Below are 15,372 nucleotides of genomic sequence, written 5' to 3' on the forward strand. Positions count from 1 at the left end.
AAATAATTAGATATACGTTGATTAAACACCTAATGTTTATTATAATGAGAGTTAAGGAACCATACAATAATCAATCCCCATGTTCCCTGTCAAGATATCAACACATTCGATACAAAATGCTTATTTACTAAGGAGGTTTTTTAGTGGATAGTACAAAAGAAGACAGACGAGTTAAAAAGACCAAAAAACAGCTTCTCTTAGGGTTAACCGAGTTAATGCAGAAAAAAAAGATCAGGGATATCACTGTTCGGGAATTAACTGATATAGTTGATATCAACCGGGGAACATTCTATCTTCATTATAAAGATATTTACGATATGGTAGATCAAATTGAAGACCAATTATTTACAGAGTTCAATAGTTTGATAAATAAACACACACCTGATGAATTAAAAAATACACCATTTCTTTTACTTAACGATATATTTACTTTTATTTCAAATAATGCAGATACAGTGATTGTTTTAACTGGAAATAATGGCAATATAACTTTTTTTAATAAGGTAAAGAATGCTGTAAGGACCCATAGTATTAATAATTTGACTGAAGTATATAGTATAGATAAAAAACAAATAATCGAGTATTATGCATCATTTCAAATTGCCGCATGCATCGCTTTAGTTGAGGATTGGCTAAAAAAAGGAATGAAGGAATCTCCGGAAGAAATGGCTTTTTTAGCAAAAAAAATGCTCAGGGATGGGATAAATGTACTTAAGTGAAGTTCAATAGCCCTGGTTAATAACCTTCCAATCAGCCTCTTTTGAGTCTCTTGCAACACTGACAGAGCGTTGAGGATTATGGTCTTTTTCATCCCTGCCGGTAAGCACCTTGTAGATAATGATATTGCCTGCCTCATAGTTTCCCTCGATGTCAGGATTTTTATATTGATCATCATCATCGGGCATAAGCTCTATGGACACTATGCCTTCATAATACGGTGCTTCAGTTGTAAAATAATTTCGGACTACCTCCTCGGTATGCCTTAGCTCCCCGGCGGTCAGACTCAGATTGTAATTTGTGTTTTTAACTGACAGTGAATCACCATCTGCATCGGGGGATATAACGTATTTTGTCAGAGTTTTATATAAATCATCGGAAAGAATGCTATACTGCCCAACTTCACCAGATTGCAACACCGCTGTACCGTCCTTTAGGCGATAAGCGTAAAAGTCATGGATCTCCTGGGTTTGGGGAAAGGTCTGGCGAATACGATAGCATTCCTCCAAGGTGGTTATATCAACACCCTCCCATGCCGCAGATTTCACTGCGGCATTCATAATAATTGCACGTGCAAGTGACTGGGTTTCTGAAGAATATTTGAAAAGCACTTCACCATTTTTCCCAAGTTTCATAATAGAATATTCTTCTTCAACTGTCTCTTCGGTTGTTCCTGAACCGATGAAATCAATCAGTTCCTGTAATTTTTCAGGGCTTCTGGCATAGTCACGTACATCTCCGTCTACAGTATGGTCTGCCCATTCCCGGCTATTGGTAAAATCAACTTTTCGGCCTCCATCTGTCAATGTGGCTTGAACTTCATCAGCATTCTCTATTAAAGCAAGTAAGAAAAGTGCATTTGCTCTGAAGGAATTGGCTGCGGATGAGTTTTCCCTATCGTATTCCGCAAGCAATTCTGTTGGAACAGAATATACAATTTCAACCTTATATGGCTGCGATGAAGTTTGTAATTCAAAATGATCATATTGTAAACCCATAGGAACAGGCAGCAATCCAATCAGGTTCCCAACCGCTGAATTATCACCCACATATTTCGTGCGGGCATTCCATAAATCTTCCACCGGGTATGCTGTGTCTGGCATTCCTTTTGGCACCTTCTTTGGACTTGTTGTCAAACCGATAACCACAAAAACAACGGTTATTATTGCCGCTAAAACCACCCAAAACGCAGGCTTTTTATAGTTCAGCACATTTTTAACTCTGCCTTTGGTGTCGCCTTCGCCAAAAGCAAGAGGTGTACCGCCAACAATTTTCCTGCCAGTTGCAAGTGTCAGCAGTGAGGCAGAATAATCCTTCTTCACATCATTACCCAGCCGTTTAATAACTGCTTCATCGCAGCACATCTCAATATCTTTTCCGCTAAGGTAAAATGCAATCCATACAAAAGGGTTAAACCAATGAATGCAAAGAATCAAAAAGCTCAGAAGCTTGACAATATGATCATTTCTTTTGATATGAGTCTGCTCATGAAGCAGGATATAGCTTTGTTCAGTCTTATTTAAATTGGAGGGAAGATAAATCTTTGGGCAAAAAATGCCCATGACAAAGGCCGTTTCTATTTTTGACGAAATAAAGATATTATCCTGACACAGCGTGGCATCCCGCAAGTATTTTTTCAGACGGAACAGCATAACAAGGCTATATACCAGCAACGCTGCAGCACCCAGTAACCAAAGCTGACTACCAATAAATATCAAAGTCTGTAATGGATTCACGCTGGCTTGCAAAGTTGCTGCAGGGAGAATCACATTAACAGAATTATTAATCGCTTCAATACCCGTATCTATTTTTGGTACTTGCATATAGATAATCTCTTGTGAGATTGGGTTTGCCTTTGTGGGTAACAGGCTAAACACGCTCTCAAAAGAAAATGGACAAATCAAACGAAACAGAACCACCGACCACAGCGCATAGGAGAATACCTTTGGCGCTTTTTGCAAAAGCATTCTTACAGCCAATACAAAAGCAATGACAATGCTTGCTGTGAAGCTCATATTTAATATCTGTAAAAATACCCTTTCAAGCATCACTATTCCTCCTTGTATTCATCAATCAGACGCTGTATTTCATCGATTTCTTTAGAATTCAGCTTTTTCCGGCGGGTGAATGCCGCCAAAAATTGTGGGAGTGAGCCAGCAAAAGCATCGGTTAAAAACTGCTCTCCCTGTGCAGCTCCAAACTCATTCCTGGACATCAGTGCAGTGACTGTGCCGTTATTATTTTCAAATATCTTACGCTCACACAGCCGCTTTAACATGGTGTAGGTTGTGGTGCGTTTCCAGGAAAACTCTTTTTCGCATATTTCTGTGAGAGCGCGGGAGGTGACAGGTTCTTTTGCCCAAATAATGTCGGCAAATTTCTGTTCCATCTCACCTAATTTATATTGTTCCATTGGTCAATCCTCCTGTTTAATAGCATTAGACTAAACTTAGTCTAACATGATTAGACAAAGGAGTCAATCTTTATTAAATTGAATGCGGTTTGTCTCATTAGATAATAGTATTACATTTATTTCATAAATTTGTGACTTATGTTATAATTGTAATTGAACATCAGTTTAATTTCCGTCTCAATATTTGATTCATGCAATATAATAGAAAATAATCATCTTTGAAGATATTGGAAATAATTAGATGTTCTAATATGAAATAAGGGAGAAATACAAATTGAATTATTTTTCATCATGGTTTTATAATGAGGATTTCACTCATAATATAGTCTTAACAGTGTTGTATGTCTGGGCTTTATATCAATTATGTTTGTTAACCTATAAGAGCATAAAGAATGCAGCACAAGAAAAAAAACTTTATTATTTTCGCAAATTGTTCCTGCTTTTGTTAATTTATTTTATATTAGGTGAAATTATTTTTTTATTACTTGGGAAACAGTTTTTTCTCAACTGGATTCCCAATGGCTGGTTTATGCAGGATATTACCCTGTATATTATTTACACGGTTATGATTGTCAGCTGTTTATTATTTCTAAGAAAACGTGTAAAGAAGATTTTAAAGAGAGAAAAGAATATAAAAGATACAATTTGGGGCGTTATTTCAATTCTTATCTCGGAATTTCTGATCGGTTCGTTTGTACTGATCACATTTAACGGTGGGTTAAGTAATGTCAGGGTAGAATTGGAATCCCCCACCATATTAGTGGGCGAAGGTAATAATATGTTAGCAATTAATAAGATGAGAATGGTGCTTCCAAACGGGGTAGAACATGGTATTACAACAAACATTGTCAAATTTACACTTGTTGCAGTAGACTTAAAGGATGGGAGTAAGTGCTGGACGCGTTTATCCGGCTGGCAGGAGTATATCATAGGGGAAAGCACCAATGGACTTCTTATTGTAAATAATAAAAAAAAGGTGCTAAACTTTATAAATCCAAAATCAGGTAAAGTAGACATTACAGAAAAAGAATGGGTAGAAAGATTTCCAGAGTTGAAAGACAATTTAAGTTATAATCAAAATGATTATTACCTTGTTTCAAAAGATGAATTATATATATATGCATTAGACGGCAAGTATTATAAAGTGGATATGGTTAATAATTCAGTAACAGAAAGTCCTGATTATAAGAAGATTTTGTCCGAACGGTTTTCTTATTCAAACAACATCAGCGGGCTGTCAAGTGAGGATTTGCAGTGGGTTGCAGAAGCATGTACCACTTATTATTCAGATTTGCTGGATGTGAACATTTTATGGGCAGAGGATAGGAAAACAGCTCTCATTTCCTACCATCAAAAGAGAAATGATGATAAAATAAGTGTTTCTTTGGTTTCGTTGAACGAGCATTCCATAAAATGGACTACGCCAATTGAGTACAATTTTTCTGGCATGATGAATAATTCTATTTCGATATCAAAGGAAGACGATTGGTTTTATATCATTTCTAATGGAAACCTATATAAATTAAGGCAGGAAAACGGAAATATCGAATATGTTTATCAATATCATTGGAATAAATTAAAATAAAGTCTTTCCTGCTCTTTCCATTCCTGCATCTTCATAGTTAAATACATACAAACGGAATCATGCTGGCTGCTATAGAATTAAGCGTAAACATAGAAAAAAATAGTGATTTTGACGTTTTTAAATAAAATTGCAAAACATTATGGAATAATTACATGATATATGATATATTTCATATTATTAGAAGAAATGTAATATGTTTCTAATAAATTAAAAAATGGAGGATACAAAAGATGTATTGTAAAAATTGTGCAAAAGAAATTGATGACAAAGCAGCTGTATGTCCGCATTGCGGAGTTGCTCAGACACCTCAGGAGGTTGATAATGGCGGTTTTGGCTGGGGACTCTTAGGATGCTGTATTCCACTCGTGGGATTAATCCTGTTTCTTGTTTGGAAAGGTACGAAACCAAAGACTGCAAAAGCTGCTGGTTTAGGTGCTTTAATTAGTGTCATTTTAAGCGTTGTGATATATGCATTAATGTTTGGTCTTGGAATTATGGGTGCAGTGGCGGGTTATTAAACCTGGCGGCTTGTATGAGTAGTTTTTTTTACCGATGGCTTCCAATTTTCTTTGGATGCCATTGCAGGGCGGAACGTTCATTTTTTCTGAATGGAAGACAGTTTCCTATTTGTGCACGATGTACCGGTGAATTGGTGGGGATCTTAATTTTAGGAATGACCTATGGTATATATCACCCACAAATTTTATATGCCGTACTAATTTTGATTCCCATGATAATTGATGGTGGAATTCAATTACTAACCACATACGAAAGCACCAACATCAGGAGATTTCTGACGGGTTTGTTTTTTGGGTATGGTCTCTTTTATCTATTTGTAACAAGTATTATCGCTACATATTGGTATGGATATCATTTCGCAAAAATGCTTTGAAACAGAAACTTGGTATAATGTCCTGTATCCATATCAGGGAAAATAAAAAAGGCAGGGACGGATACGAAAACGATAAGGCATGATTTGCTGGGGAGTTATATTTCAGCAAATTATAGACATTACCACATTGTATCAGTGTTCTAACCTGTCTTTTACTCGTTTCTTAAGTTTGTAAACGTTGTCATACCGGACCAATAGATCTTCTGTATTGGTTTTCTGTAAATATTCTTAGTTCTTATTATAAATTCGGTTCCTGTTTAAAATATCCCCCACAGCAACAACATTCATTCCGTTTTAATGAAAGAAAATGGAGCATCTATGATATAATGGTACAAAGAAAAAATATTCGTATAAACTGGAAGGAGAACTGTATATGAGAAAAACAATAGAGGAACCCTCTATTAAGCTGAAAAGCAGTATCAATCGCAAAGATTATGAACTGATTCATAATCTTGAGACACAATGTGCACAAAACGATTCAATCACTCTGAAACTGGAACTTGACTATAAACTCAGTGATGCTGAAAACAGCACGTCTAAAACTGGCATTTCCGATATAAATGAATTCCTGTACTTTGATGGAGGGGAATTAATCGGATACATGGGAATCTGTTGTTTTGGAGGCATGTCACAGCCGTTTGAGATTACCGGAATGGTACACCCCCTTTATCGGCGTCAGGGAATTTTTTCAAAACTGTATGAATTGGTTATGGTGGAATGCAGGAGAAGGAACGCAGGCTGTATTCTTGGTTTGTGTGATAAAAAGTCTGTTTCAGGCCAGAAGTTTTTAGAAAAGGGGGGAGCGGTCTATCAATATTCCGAGTTTGAGATGTATCTGAACGATGAAATTTATGAAGCAATGGAAAAGCAGGCACCCTCTGGCATCACGTTCCGAAAAGCGTCCAATGCAGATGCTTTAGAGATAGCCAGGCAAAACTCAATTTATTTTGGCGACGATCCAGTGGAAGAGAATGAGGATACTTTAAATGGTGATATCCTTCTGCCGGAAGAGGAAGAAAAACGGGGTATGACGATTTATATTGCAGAAAAAGATGACAAGATAATCGGAAAGGTGAACTTACAGATGTCTGAGGGGGGAACCGGAGGAATCTATGGGCTGGGCGTTTTGCCGGAGGAACGCAAAAAAGGATTTGGAAGAGCAGTACTGACTCATGCAGTAGAAAAATTGAAAGATGCAAATGCGGCAAAGATTATGCTTCAGGTTGCGGCCGAAAATGCGACAGCTCTCAGCCTTTACAAATCCTGCGGATTTCAGGAAACGTCAGTTATGGACTATTTTGAGTTAAAGTAAATAACTTTAAATGGAGAATCAAGTGAACATTACACAAAAATTAAAAGTTTTGTGGAAACATCCACTAATTGAATTATTAAAACATAACAGGGGAAATCCAAGAACACTGATTTTGATGGAGCCTCTCTGGGGCATTCCGTATAATCTGATTGCACCTTTTGCTACCCTGTATATGTATACCCAGGGGATAACGGACGTTCAGATCGGGTTGATTCTGTCTGTTTCTATGGTTGTTCAGGTACTTTTTTCCTTCTTCGGAGGAATTATTACCGATAAACTGGGGCGCAAATTCACAACCATGATGGGGGATTTCTTTGGCTGGAGTGTTGCCTGTCTGATATGGGCTGTTTCAGATAACTTCTGGTTCTTTTTAACCGCAGTTTTATTTAACAGCTTTGAGCAGATAAATCAGACGGCTTGGTACTGCCTGCTGATTGAAGATGCTGATTCCAAAGATTTAATAGGAATCTATACCTGGGTGAACATAGGCGGTCTGATTGCAATCTTTTTTGCACCAATTTCAGGATTGTTGATTAATTCCTTCACCGTAGTTCCGGTAGTCCGTGTTTTATATTTTGTTTTTGCTCTCAATATGCTGATTAAGGTGATTGTTACGTTTCGGTATTGTGAGGAAACCCGGCAGGGAAAGATTCGTATGGCTGAAACAAAAGATCACTCTGTTTTAAAGCTGCTGTTTGAATACAAGGATTTAATCCCCAAAGTGCTGATGAATAAAGAGATTATGAAAGTATTGATTGTCTCTGTAATATTACATATAGCAAACCTTGTCAGTACCAGCTTCTTCAGTCTGTATGTAACACAAAGGCTGGGTATAGAAAACCGCTATCTTGCTTTTTTCCCGATTCTGAATGCGGCTGTGATGCTTTTATTTATGATTGGAATACAACATCGTTTGGAATCTGTGAAATTCCGGATACCTATGTGGATCGGCCTGGTGTTATATGCCGCGTGCTCCATTCTACTGATACTGACTCCCTCCCGCAGTATGGTGTTTATTATTATTTATGTCTTTGTCGGAGCGGTAGCCAGTGCCCTTGTAATGCCTCGAAAAGACGCCTTGCTTCAGCTGAATATTAACCCTGGAGAACGGGCTCGCATTAATGCTCTGATTATGTCCTTTACCATTGCATTTGCATCGCCCTTTGGCTATTTTGCCGGTTGGCTGTCAAGCATTGACCGCCGTCTTCCATTTGTATTTACATTTACTATTTATATCATAGCGATTCTTATTGTTGGACGAATCCGTGATCCTGAATTTGCTGATGAAAATGAGGCAGAAGACGGCAGCACTAAAGGATGCAGGTAAGACATTTACGGGCAAAGAATGACAGGAAATCTTTTAAATTACCAGTTATTCTTATACCGGAGGTGGCACAGATGAATGCAGAGATACTAAAACATTACATGGAAACAGGTACATATACTTATGCCGGGAATTACAAAGACTATTATAGAAGCTTGCCGGATGATATAACACAATTAGGCAGTCTGATATGCAACCAGGTGATACACCGGGTTACGTTAAGAGATGGTAATAAAAATGCAAACCACGACTTGATATATGGAGATATGACTCGTTTTCCATGGTACAGGATGCGGTGCGAAGATGATATATTGCTGACTTCTAATGCGATGACGGCTGAACTGCTGCGGCTTGATGAGAAGGGATTTACCTGGCACAGAAGGGTTGAGGATAAAATTGTTGTATGCTGCAGATATGTCTCAGTTCTTATGAGTGCAATTCTTAAAGCAAAAGGAATCCCATGCAGGTCTCGTGCGGGTTTTGCACCATATTTCATAAAAGATGAAAGCTGGGATCACTGGATTAATCAGTATTGGGACTATAAGCGTAAACGTTGGATTACATTTGATGCAGATGCTTTCTTTGATAAAAGCGAGCTTGGATTTGACCAGTATGATATACCTGAAAATAAGTTTGACTGGCCTGCACAAGTGTGGTTACAGATTCGGGATGGCTCTATTGACGGTAAGCGGTTTATTTTTGCAGATGCAGACAGGACGAATTCGTTGAAGGCTGTATTAAGATATTTGTTCTATGATTTTCATGCAATCATGAATAATGAACTGACATTTTCATTCCAGCCATGGTTTTTCGATAACAAATTTGAACAGTTAGGCAGGCAGGATATTCAGGAAATTGATGAATTAGCAAAACTGATGCTTGATGTTGATGGTAACTTTAAGCAATTAGTTTATTTATGGAATACAAAGAAAAAATACCGGATTATCAATAGTCCGCTTGTAGGTGATGGTGATAATGAAACGCTTGCTGAATGTTTAGGGGAGAAGAACTGAAACTTCGCACATATTTCTGTTCCTTTACATATAATGTGAGGAAAATGCGGCAACGATGCCCGTAATAAGTATTAAGGAAGAGGTCATGATTAACCGGTGTTTTATCACATTAAGCCACAAGGATTATATCCGGAATGGTATACTTAACTCTCAGAATTCTTCATTCCAGATTCAGATTATTGCAGAAAACCTCCAGATACCCTGGGCAGTGGATATCAGTGAAGACGGCAGGATGTTCTTTACGGAGCGCAGCGGAAATCTGCGTGTCATAGAAAACGGGATATTAAATCCAATGCCGGTCTATGCATTCAGTCCACCTTTTGTCAGTACCGGAGAGGGCGGGCTTATGGGTCTTGCTTTAGACAGGGATTTTCTTTCAAACGGATACATCTATCTTATGTATACCTATAATGAAAACGGCGAGGTTTACAGCCGTGTGGTACGCATGCGCATTGAGGGAGATACAGCATTTGTGGATGAGATTCTTTTGGACAGAATTCCGGCAGGCCGGTTCCATAACGGCGGAAGGATAAAAATTGGCCCCGACGGTTACCTGTATATAACTGTGGGAGATGCCGGTGACCGGAATCTTGCACAGGATGTAAGCAGTCTGGCAGGTAAAATCCTGCGGATTGGAACAGATGGAAGTATTCCTCCTGATAACCCCTTTCAAGGTTCACCGGTTTATGCTCTGGGACTCAGAAATCCGCAGGGCCTGGCCTGGAATGATAAAGATATACTATATGCCTCGGATCATGGTGAAACAGCTCATGATGAAATTAATATCATACTGCCGGGCGGCAACTATGGCTGGCCTTTGGTTACAGGTGACGAGGAAATGCAGGGATATGATTTTATTAATCCTGTTATACAAAGCGGGGATGATACCTGGGCCCCTGCAGGAATGGTTTTCGTAACCGGTGGTCCCCGGAACGGCCAGCTTATGGTATCCACACTCCGGGGAAGTGTGCTCCTGGCAATCACGTTCGACGAATCAGGGACACAAGTGGTTAATATGGAACGGTTATTGCGGGACGATTACGGACGGTTAAGGGAGGCTTATCAGGCAAAGGACGGTTCCATATATCTTACTACCAGCAACATGGATGGCAGGGGAGTTCCAAATCCTCAGGATGATAAAATCCTCAGGCTGGTACCCCGCATGTAATAACAGCATTACCTTACTTACTTTTATCGGTAAGTATATGCTGTAATATTGCTATAATAAACGCAGCAAGTAAGGAATTCAGGAAACCACCCATATTCACACTGGATACAAGACTGTCTGCTATCATAATGGTCCAGGCATTTACAACAAAGGTAAACAACCCGAAGGTTACCATACTGAAAGGCAGGGTAAGCAGCAGAATGAAAGGTTTTATAAACATGTTAACTATTAATAATACCAGGCCTAAAACAAGCAGGGCAGGAATGCTGTGAATCGTAATCGAATCAATAGCCAAGGATAACAGATAGATTGTTGCAACAATGGATATATATTTTGATAAAAGTTTAGACATAGTACCTCCATAGGATAAGCGTTATCTGATTTTAACGGATACCTTAACATTTTCAACGTCAACATTTACAAGTTCATAAGACTCGCTGCAAACCAGCGAATCCATCAGATTGGTCAACCCTTTCATCAGTGATCTTAATGTATGAACCGGGAAGGAAGAGGAGCTTGTTAACTGCTGCCTGGGCACAAAGAAGCATACCACATCAAACAGGTCCGTTACACAGTCCAGCAGCTCGCCAAAAGCATACAAAGATATGGGTAAATTAAGATAGAAATGCTTATCGCCGCTAATATTCACTTTAACCCATAAGATGCGTAATACCTTAGTCAACATAAACCTTCACCATAATCATCGATTTACTGGCCTCATCCCATGCTTCCACATCCACGATGCTGGGGTCATCCAGGGTGCCGTTGATGATTTCCTCAATTATCTTTGTAAAATCAATATTCGAGATATTGACGCCTTTTGATTCCATATTTCTGCGGGCATCCTCCGGTATAATAGCTGTCATTTTATCAGCAATTTCTCCTATGGTAGTTAACAGCCTTAAGGGAACATTGACACTAACGTTCACAGCTTTATTATCAGATGTTACTCTGACTTTTAAAAATTTATATTTGCGGTTAGCAGCACCTGTGATTGCTGTTGTCTGTTCAGGAACAGATTCATTTGTAACATTTAGTGCATCTAATAACTCCATCCCTTCGGCCGCTGTAATCAGTCCTTTTTCAATCATTTCTAATATTTTTTGTTGTTCACTCATGATAAAACCTCCCTTATATAATATGATGCTTTTTCTGATTTAGATTGATACCACGGCGGCTTATAAATTCTTTAGCTTTTCCGTCGCTTCTTTCGGTGTAATTTCTCCTTTGGATAGTTGATCAAGGATTACGTTCCTGGTATTCACTTTGTCGTTGTTCTCTTTTAAAGTTTCTTTGGCAGAAACCTCATAACCAAGACCTCTGATCACCGAGTCCAGCTTACCGCGGACAGTTGGATAAGAGATACCCAGTTCTTTTTCAACATCCTTGATATTGCCTCTGCATTTGATGAATACTTTTGTAAACTCAAGATCCTCTTCAGGAAGACGGCAAAATTCACAGGGTTGGAAGTCACCTTCAATGGTAGTGGAGCATTTGGGACAGCCTAATTTTGTAATGGAAAGTTTCTCTCCGCAGACAGGGCATTTTCCTGGAGCTTTATATTTCATATACGATTCCCTCTTTCTGTTCTTTCTGTTACAATATACTACCAATATTAAAAGAAGTCAATATATAAATTGATATTATTAATGTGAAAATAAATATATTCAATGTATTAATTGAAATATTTAATTATTGAGAGCGTTTTTTGCAGGGGTATCAGGCTAAATACAACATTCAGAAAAAGCTCCGTTCTTAAAATGAATTATTTTTCTAATTCATTTTAAGAACGGAGCTTTTTATTTCCTGAGACATAAAGTTTATACAATACCAATCCAGATTATGATCACTGATAATACGATTTTTTCTACAGGAGTAATTTTAATTCTCTTATTTCTCAATAATAGTTAATTATGATAATATTGGACTTAGCGTATCTATATTAACTACACTTACTCCAGTATTAATAAATTTCGGACCTGTATCTAATCCCCTTAATGCAGCAACTGTCTGAGCCATACCCAGATAGCCCATTGTAAATGGATTTTGTACCATTACAGCTTTTATTGTATTATCTCTTATCATTTCCTGAATTGTCTCTGTGATATCAAATCCAATACCGATAATATTTATATCATTTTCTCTCAAAGCGTACCCCATCCCTAACGTGGATCCTTCATTCGTTGAAAAAATACCAACAAGATTGGGATTGTCCATTATATATTTTTCCGTTGCCTGTTTTGCTAACTCCGGGACACCATTTGTATATATTGTTTCTAATAATTGATATCTGCCAAACGATTCAAAATAATTGCGAAATCCCATTTCCCGATTTACAGTTGTCCTGTTTTCAGGAGTAACCCCGATGATTCCTATTGAACCAAATGTGACACCAACCCTCTCTAATTCGTAAAACATATTTTCTCCAGCTATCCTGCCAGCTGTATAATTATCTGTAGCTAAGGTTATGACTGCTTCTTCTAACGCTGGTGCATCAACATAAATGATTTTTACACCCTTTTCTTTCGCTGCTTCAACTGCTCTTGAAATCTTTAAAGGATCACTCGCCGCTAACATGATTGCATCTGCTCCTGCTACTACAGTATTATTAAATATTTGAATTTGTCTATTTACATTTCTCGTTAAGGGGGCGTTCCATTTATAGGTAACACCTAACATAGAAGCCATTTCTCTGGCACCATTATCCATAACCATCCAGAATTGATCACTTTTATCCATGGTTATTAAATAAATTTTATAATTCTCATTTACTATATGGTTCATTTCTATAAATCTCCTATATTAATAAATTCGATTAATTCTTAATCAGGCCATCCGCATTTTTAAAATTCGGATTTGTGTAATCAATTCCCGTATCTATAATTCCTATTAATACTACTTGTCTCAGCAGGCTGAAATTTGAAGCACTAATAGTTCTTATTTTATTTATATGTTAAATTAGAAAATAATATGTTATATGGTATAAATCAATCGTTAGTTGTTTTTAATTTCTTTTATTTTTGGAATGCGTTATAATTTAAATATACTTTTATCTTTATATATTTCTATGATTTCCGTTGCTGTAGATAATGTTAAAAGAAATAAATAAGGAAAAATCTAAAACAATTTCGTAAAGGGAGAACAGGTTATGAATCGAATTGACCGAGTGACCGCTATTCTTATACAATTGCAGACAAAAAGGGTTGTTACAGCAAAAGAAATTGCACAGCGCTTTAATATAAGCCTTAGAACCGTATATAGAGATATCAGAACTCTTGAAGCAGCTGGAATACCGATTGGCTCAGAAGCTGGGAAAGGGTATTTTCTGGCAGAGGGCTTTCTTCTTCCTCCGGTAATGTTTACATTAACGGAAGTGGGAGCTTTAATTACAGCGGGTAAATTTTTAGACAGCTATGGGGATGAATCATTCAAAAAGAATTTTGCTTCTGCTATGTATAAAATAAAATCTATTTTGAAATATAGCGATAAAGACTATGCGCAGGAATTGGAGAGCAGTACCAATGTGTATAGTACAAACGGGCCAAAAAACACCTTGGCAGATAACATTATTGCAACCATTCAGACTGCAATCTGTAATAAAAGGATATTATCCATTCAATATCATGCATCAGACAGGAAAGAGCCGGAATTCAGAATGATAGAGCCCGTATCAATGGGGGTTTATGAACAATACTGGTATTTAATAGCCTTTTGCAGGCTTAGAAATGAATATAGAAATTTTCGGGTAGACCGAATCATAAGTATTCATATAGAAGAAGAATTTTACCAAAGCCATACTGATTCCGTAGATCAAATACTAAAGCAGATGCTTTCATATAAAAAACTGCATAAAGTTATTCTTAGAATTGAAAAAGGGAAGACATACAACTCTATTAAAAACAGGTATTTTCCAGGCTTTCTTGAGGAAACTGACCTTGGGAGTAAGATTGAAATAAAATTTCAGACAGATTCTCTTGAGATATTGGGAAAGCAGCTGATTGAATATGAATCAGACATAGAAATCGTAGAACCGGGTGAATTAAAGTGCATAATTCGTAAACATTGGGAACAAATTATGAATCATTGTCGCAGCCTGATTTAAGAAAATCTGTATGTTTTACAACTTTTATTTTTCCTGCTGACAAACAGCTGTCACTGTGGTGTGATATTCTTTTATAAAAAAGGAGAATTCACAAATATGAAACCCAAATTAATCATGCATGCACAAATCAGCCTTGATGGGAGCATTAAAGGTTTTGACAATCCGGAAGTTTACTACCAGGTTGCCAGCGAAATTCAATCAGACGCGGTGCTGTTTGGGTCAAATACTGTATTTACAGCATTTGAGAAATACCCTGTCGAAACAGCGGATGATTTTACAAAAGCTATTATAAGTCCGGATGATCCCAGGCCAATAGGAGTCATACCTGACAGCAGAGGAATCTTAAGAAATCTTCACTGTTTAAGAAATCTGGGATATTTGAAAGAAGTTGTTATTTTAGTATCAACCGCCACTCCAAAGGAATATTTGAAGTATTTAGAGGAAAGACATTATCCATATATTGTGGCAGGGAATGATTATGTAGACTATGAAAATGCCTTTCAGATTTTGTATGAACAATATGGTTGTAAATGCATGCGGACAGACAGTGGTGGTGGATTAACCAGTAAATTATTAGAAAACGGATGGATCGATGAAATCAGTCTTGTGATATCCCCATGTCTTACAGGTAATAAAGAAAAGCCTTTGTTTCAAGATCTTCTGTTATCTGAAAAATTAAATTTGGAACTGCAAGAATCAAAAATTGTTGAGCAAGGCTGCTTACATTTGAGATATGCTGTAAATCATTTCCATTAATACAGGCCAAGTTTAGGCTCTGACACGAAAAGTGTCGGAGCTTTTTCTAATTGTGAGAACAGGTTTCTTGTTTTAATCAATTTTCGATAG

Annotated in this window: 17 protein-coding genes; 10 read left to right on the plus strand and 7 right to left on the minus strand. The window is 37.5% G+C overall.

The window, feature by feature from the left end:
• Window positions 1–143 precede the first annotated feature (143 nt).
• The gene (locus V7D18_RS00885; RefSeq protein WP_426150531.1) at window positions 144–719 is read left to right on the plus strand and encodes a TetR/AcrR family transcriptional regulator; all 576 of its coding nucleotides are present in this window, start codon (window positions 144–146) and stop codon (window positions 717–719) included.
• A gap of 3 nt (window positions 720–722) precedes the next feature.
• On the opposite strand, the gene V7D18_RS00890 is transcribed toward V7D18_RS00885, so the two are convergent.
• Window positions 723–2,765, minus strand: coding sequence for a M56 family metallopeptidase (locus V7D18_RS00890; protein WP_426150532.1), 2,043 nt, complete (start codon window positions 2,763–2,765; stop codon window positions 723–725).
• Between the two features lie 2 nt (window positions 2,766–2,767).
• Complete coding sequence (locus V7D18_RS00895; RefSeq protein WP_426150534.1) at window positions 2,768–3,130, minus strand: BlaI/MecI/CopY family transcriptional regulator; 363 nt, start codon at window positions 3,128–3,130, stop codon at window positions 2,768–2,770.
• 565 nt (window positions 3,131–3,695) lie between these two features.
• Between V7D18_RS00895 and V7D18_RS00900 the strand changes: the two genes are divergently transcribed.
• From V7D18_RS00900 to V7D18_RS00930, 7 genes are all read left to right on the plus strand, one after another.
• Window positions 3,696–4,715 carry a PA2928 family protein gene (locus V7D18_RS00900; protein ID WP_426150764.1) on the plus strand — a complete coding sequence of 340 codons (1,020 nt, stop codon included), beginning with the start codon at window positions 3,696–3,698 and terminating at the stop codon, window positions 4,713–4,715.
• 230 nt (window positions 4,716–4,945) lie between these two features.
• Window positions 4,946–5,233 (plus strand): zinc ribbon domain-containing protein, encoded by a 288-nt coding sequence (locus V7D18_RS00905; RefSeq protein ID WP_426150536.1) that lies wholly within the window; start codon window positions 4,946–4,948, stop codon window positions 5,231–5,233.
• Between the two features lie 14 nt (window positions 5,234–5,247).
• Window positions 5,248–5,607: a DUF2085 domain-containing protein gene (locus V7D18_RS00910; protein WP_426150539.1), complete on the plus strand. Its 360-nt coding sequence runs from the start codon at window positions 5,248–5,250 to the stop codon at window positions 5,605–5,607.
• A gap of 373 nt (window positions 5,608–5,980) precedes the next feature.
• Entirely contained in the window at window positions 5,981–6,919 is a 939-nt protein-coding gene (locus V7D18_RS00915; protein ID WP_426150541.1) for a GNAT family N-acetyltransferase, read from the plus strand.
• 22 nt (window positions 6,920–6,941) lie between these two features.
• Complete coding sequence (locus V7D18_RS00920) at window positions 6,942–8,246, plus strand: MFS transporter (protein WP_426150543.1); 1,305 nt, start codon at window positions 6,942–6,944, stop codon at window positions 8,244–8,246.
• Window positions 8,247–8,317: 71 nt separating this feature from the next.
• Window positions 8,318–9,256, plus strand: a complete 939-nt coding sequence (locus V7D18_RS00925; protein ID WP_426150546.1) for a transglutaminase-like domain-containing protein — start codon at window positions 8,318–8,320, stop codon at window positions 9,254–9,256.
• 55 nt (window positions 9,257–9,311) lie between these two features.
• On the plus strand, window positions 9,312–10,424 hold the full coding sequence (locus V7D18_RS00930) for a PQQ-dependent sugar dehydrogenase (RefSeq protein WP_426150548.1): 1,113 nt from the start codon (window positions 9,312–9,314) through the stop codon (window positions 10,422–10,424).
• Between the two features lie 13 nt (window positions 10,425–10,437).
• Here the strand turns inward: V7D18_RS00930 and V7D18_RS00935 are convergent, their stop codons facing one another.
• The 5 genes from V7D18_RS00935 to V7D18_RS00955 form a co-directional block, all read right to left on the minus strand.
• Window positions 10,438–10,776: a phage holin family protein gene (locus tag V7D18_RS00935; protein ID WP_426150550.1), complete on the minus strand. Its 339-nt coding sequence runs from the start codon at window positions 10,774–10,776 to the stop codon at window positions 10,438–10,440.
• Window positions 10,777–10,797: 21 nt separating this feature from the next.
• Window positions 10,798–11,109: a hypothetical protein gene (locus V7D18_RS00940; RefSeq protein ID WP_426150552.1), complete on the minus strand. Its 312-nt coding sequence runs from the start codon at window positions 11,107–11,109 to the stop codon at window positions 10,798–10,800.
• On the minus strand, window positions 11,099–11,542 hold the full coding sequence (locus V7D18_RS00945; protein ID WP_426150554.1) for an SHOCT-like domain-containing protein: 444 nt from the start codon (window positions 11,540–11,542) through the stop codon (window positions 11,099–11,101). The genes V7D18_RS00940 and V7D18_RS00945 overlap by 11 nt, the downstream gene beginning before the upstream one ends.
• Before the next feature lie 60 nt (window positions 11,543–11,602).
• Window positions 11,603–11,992: a DUF2089 domain-containing protein gene (locus tag V7D18_RS00950; protein ID WP_426150557.1), complete on the minus strand. Its 390-nt coding sequence runs from the start codon at window positions 11,990–11,992 to the stop codon at window positions 11,603–11,605.
• A 343-nt stretch (window positions 11,993–12,335) separates the two neighbouring features.
• Window positions 12,336–13,208: a substrate-binding domain-containing protein gene (locus V7D18_RS00955; RefSeq protein WP_426150559.1), complete on the minus strand. Its 873-nt coding sequence runs from the start codon at window positions 13,206–13,208 to the stop codon at window positions 12,336–12,338.
• 364 nt (window positions 13,209–13,572) lie between these two features.
• On the opposite strand from V7D18_RS00955, the gene V7D18_RS00960 reads away from it, so the two are divergent.
• Window positions 13,573–14,526 (plus strand): helix-turn-helix transcriptional regulator, encoded by a 954-nt coding sequence (locus V7D18_RS00960; RefSeq protein ID WP_426150560.1) that lies wholly within the window; start codon window positions 13,573–13,575, stop codon window positions 14,524–14,526.
• Between the two features lie 96 nt (window positions 14,527–14,622).
• A complete protein-coding gene (locus tag V7D18_RS00965; RefSeq protein ID WP_426150562.1) occupies window positions 14,623–15,282 on the plus strand; it encodes a dihydrofolate reductase family protein in 660 nt (219 codons plus the stop codon).
• The last annotated feature ends 90 nt before the right edge of the window (window positions 15,283–15,372 follow it).

It is taken from the genome of Lacrimispora sp. 38-1 (assembly GCF_049890855.1).
Lineage (GTDB): Bacteria > Bacillota > Clostridia > Lachnospirales > Lachnospiraceae > Lacrimispora.

Excerpts from the sequence above, each read along its gene's own strand:
- V7D18_RS00905 (WP_426150536.1), top strand. The coding sequence starts at position 4,946 with ATGTATTGTAAAAATTGTGCAAAAGAAATTGATGACAAAGCAGCTGTA.
- V7D18_RS00960 (WP_426150560.1), top strand. The coding sequence starts at position 13,573 with ATGAATCGAATTGACCGAGTGACCGCTATTCTTATACAATTGCAGACA.
- V7D18_RS00965 (WP_426150562.1), top strand. The coding sequence starts at position 14,623 with ATGAAACCCAAATTAATCATGCATGCACAAATCAGCCTTGATGGGAGC.
- V7D18_RS00955 (WP_426150559.1), bottom strand. The coding sequence starts at position 13,208 with ATGAACCATATAGTAAATGAGAATTATAAAATTTATTTAATAACCATG.
- V7D18_RS00950 (WP_426150557.1), bottom strand. The coding sequence starts at position 11,992 with ATGAAATATAAAGCTCCAGGAAAATGCCCTGTCTGCGGAGAGAAACTT.
- V7D18_RS00895 (WP_426150534.1), bottom strand. The coding sequence starts at position 3,130 with ATGGAACAATATAAATTAGGTGAGATGGAACAGAAATTTGCCGACATT.
- V7D18_RS00890 (WP_426150532.1), bottom strand. The coding sequence starts at position 2,765 with ATGCTTGAAAGGGTATTTTTACAGATATTAAATATGAGCTTCACAGCA.
- V7D18_RS00910 (WP_426150539.1), top strand. The coding sequence starts at position 5,248 with ATGAGTAGTTTTTTTTACCGATGGCTTCCAATTTTCTTTGGATGCCAT.
- V7D18_RS00935 (WP_426150550.1), bottom strand. The coding sequence starts at position 10,776 with ATGTCTAAACTTTTATCAAAATATATATCCATTGTTGCAACAATCTAT.
- V7D18_RS00925 (WP_426150546.1), top strand. The coding sequence starts at position 8,318 with ATGAATGCAGAGATACTAAAACATTACATGGAAACAGGTACATATACT.
- V7D18_RS00940 (WP_426150552.1), bottom strand. The coding sequence starts at position 11,109 with ATGTTGACTAAGGTATTACGCATCTTATGGGTTAAAGTGAATATTAGC.
- V7D18_RS00915 (WP_426150541.1), top strand. The coding sequence starts at position 5,981 with ATGAGAAAAACAATAGAGGAACCCTCTATTAAGCTGAAAAGCAGTATC.
- V7D18_RS00900 (WP_426150764.1), top strand. The coding sequence starts at position 3,696 with ATGATTGTCAGCTGTTTATTATTTCTAAGAAAACGTGTAAAGAAGATT.
- V7D18_RS00945 (WP_426150554.1), bottom strand. The coding sequence starts at position 11,542 with ATGAGTGAACAACAAAAAATATTAGAAATGATTGAAAAAGGACTGATT.
- V7D18_RS00930 (WP_426150548.1), top strand. The coding sequence starts at position 9,312 with ATGCCCGTAATAAGTATTAAGGAAGAGGTCATGATTAACCGGTGTTTT.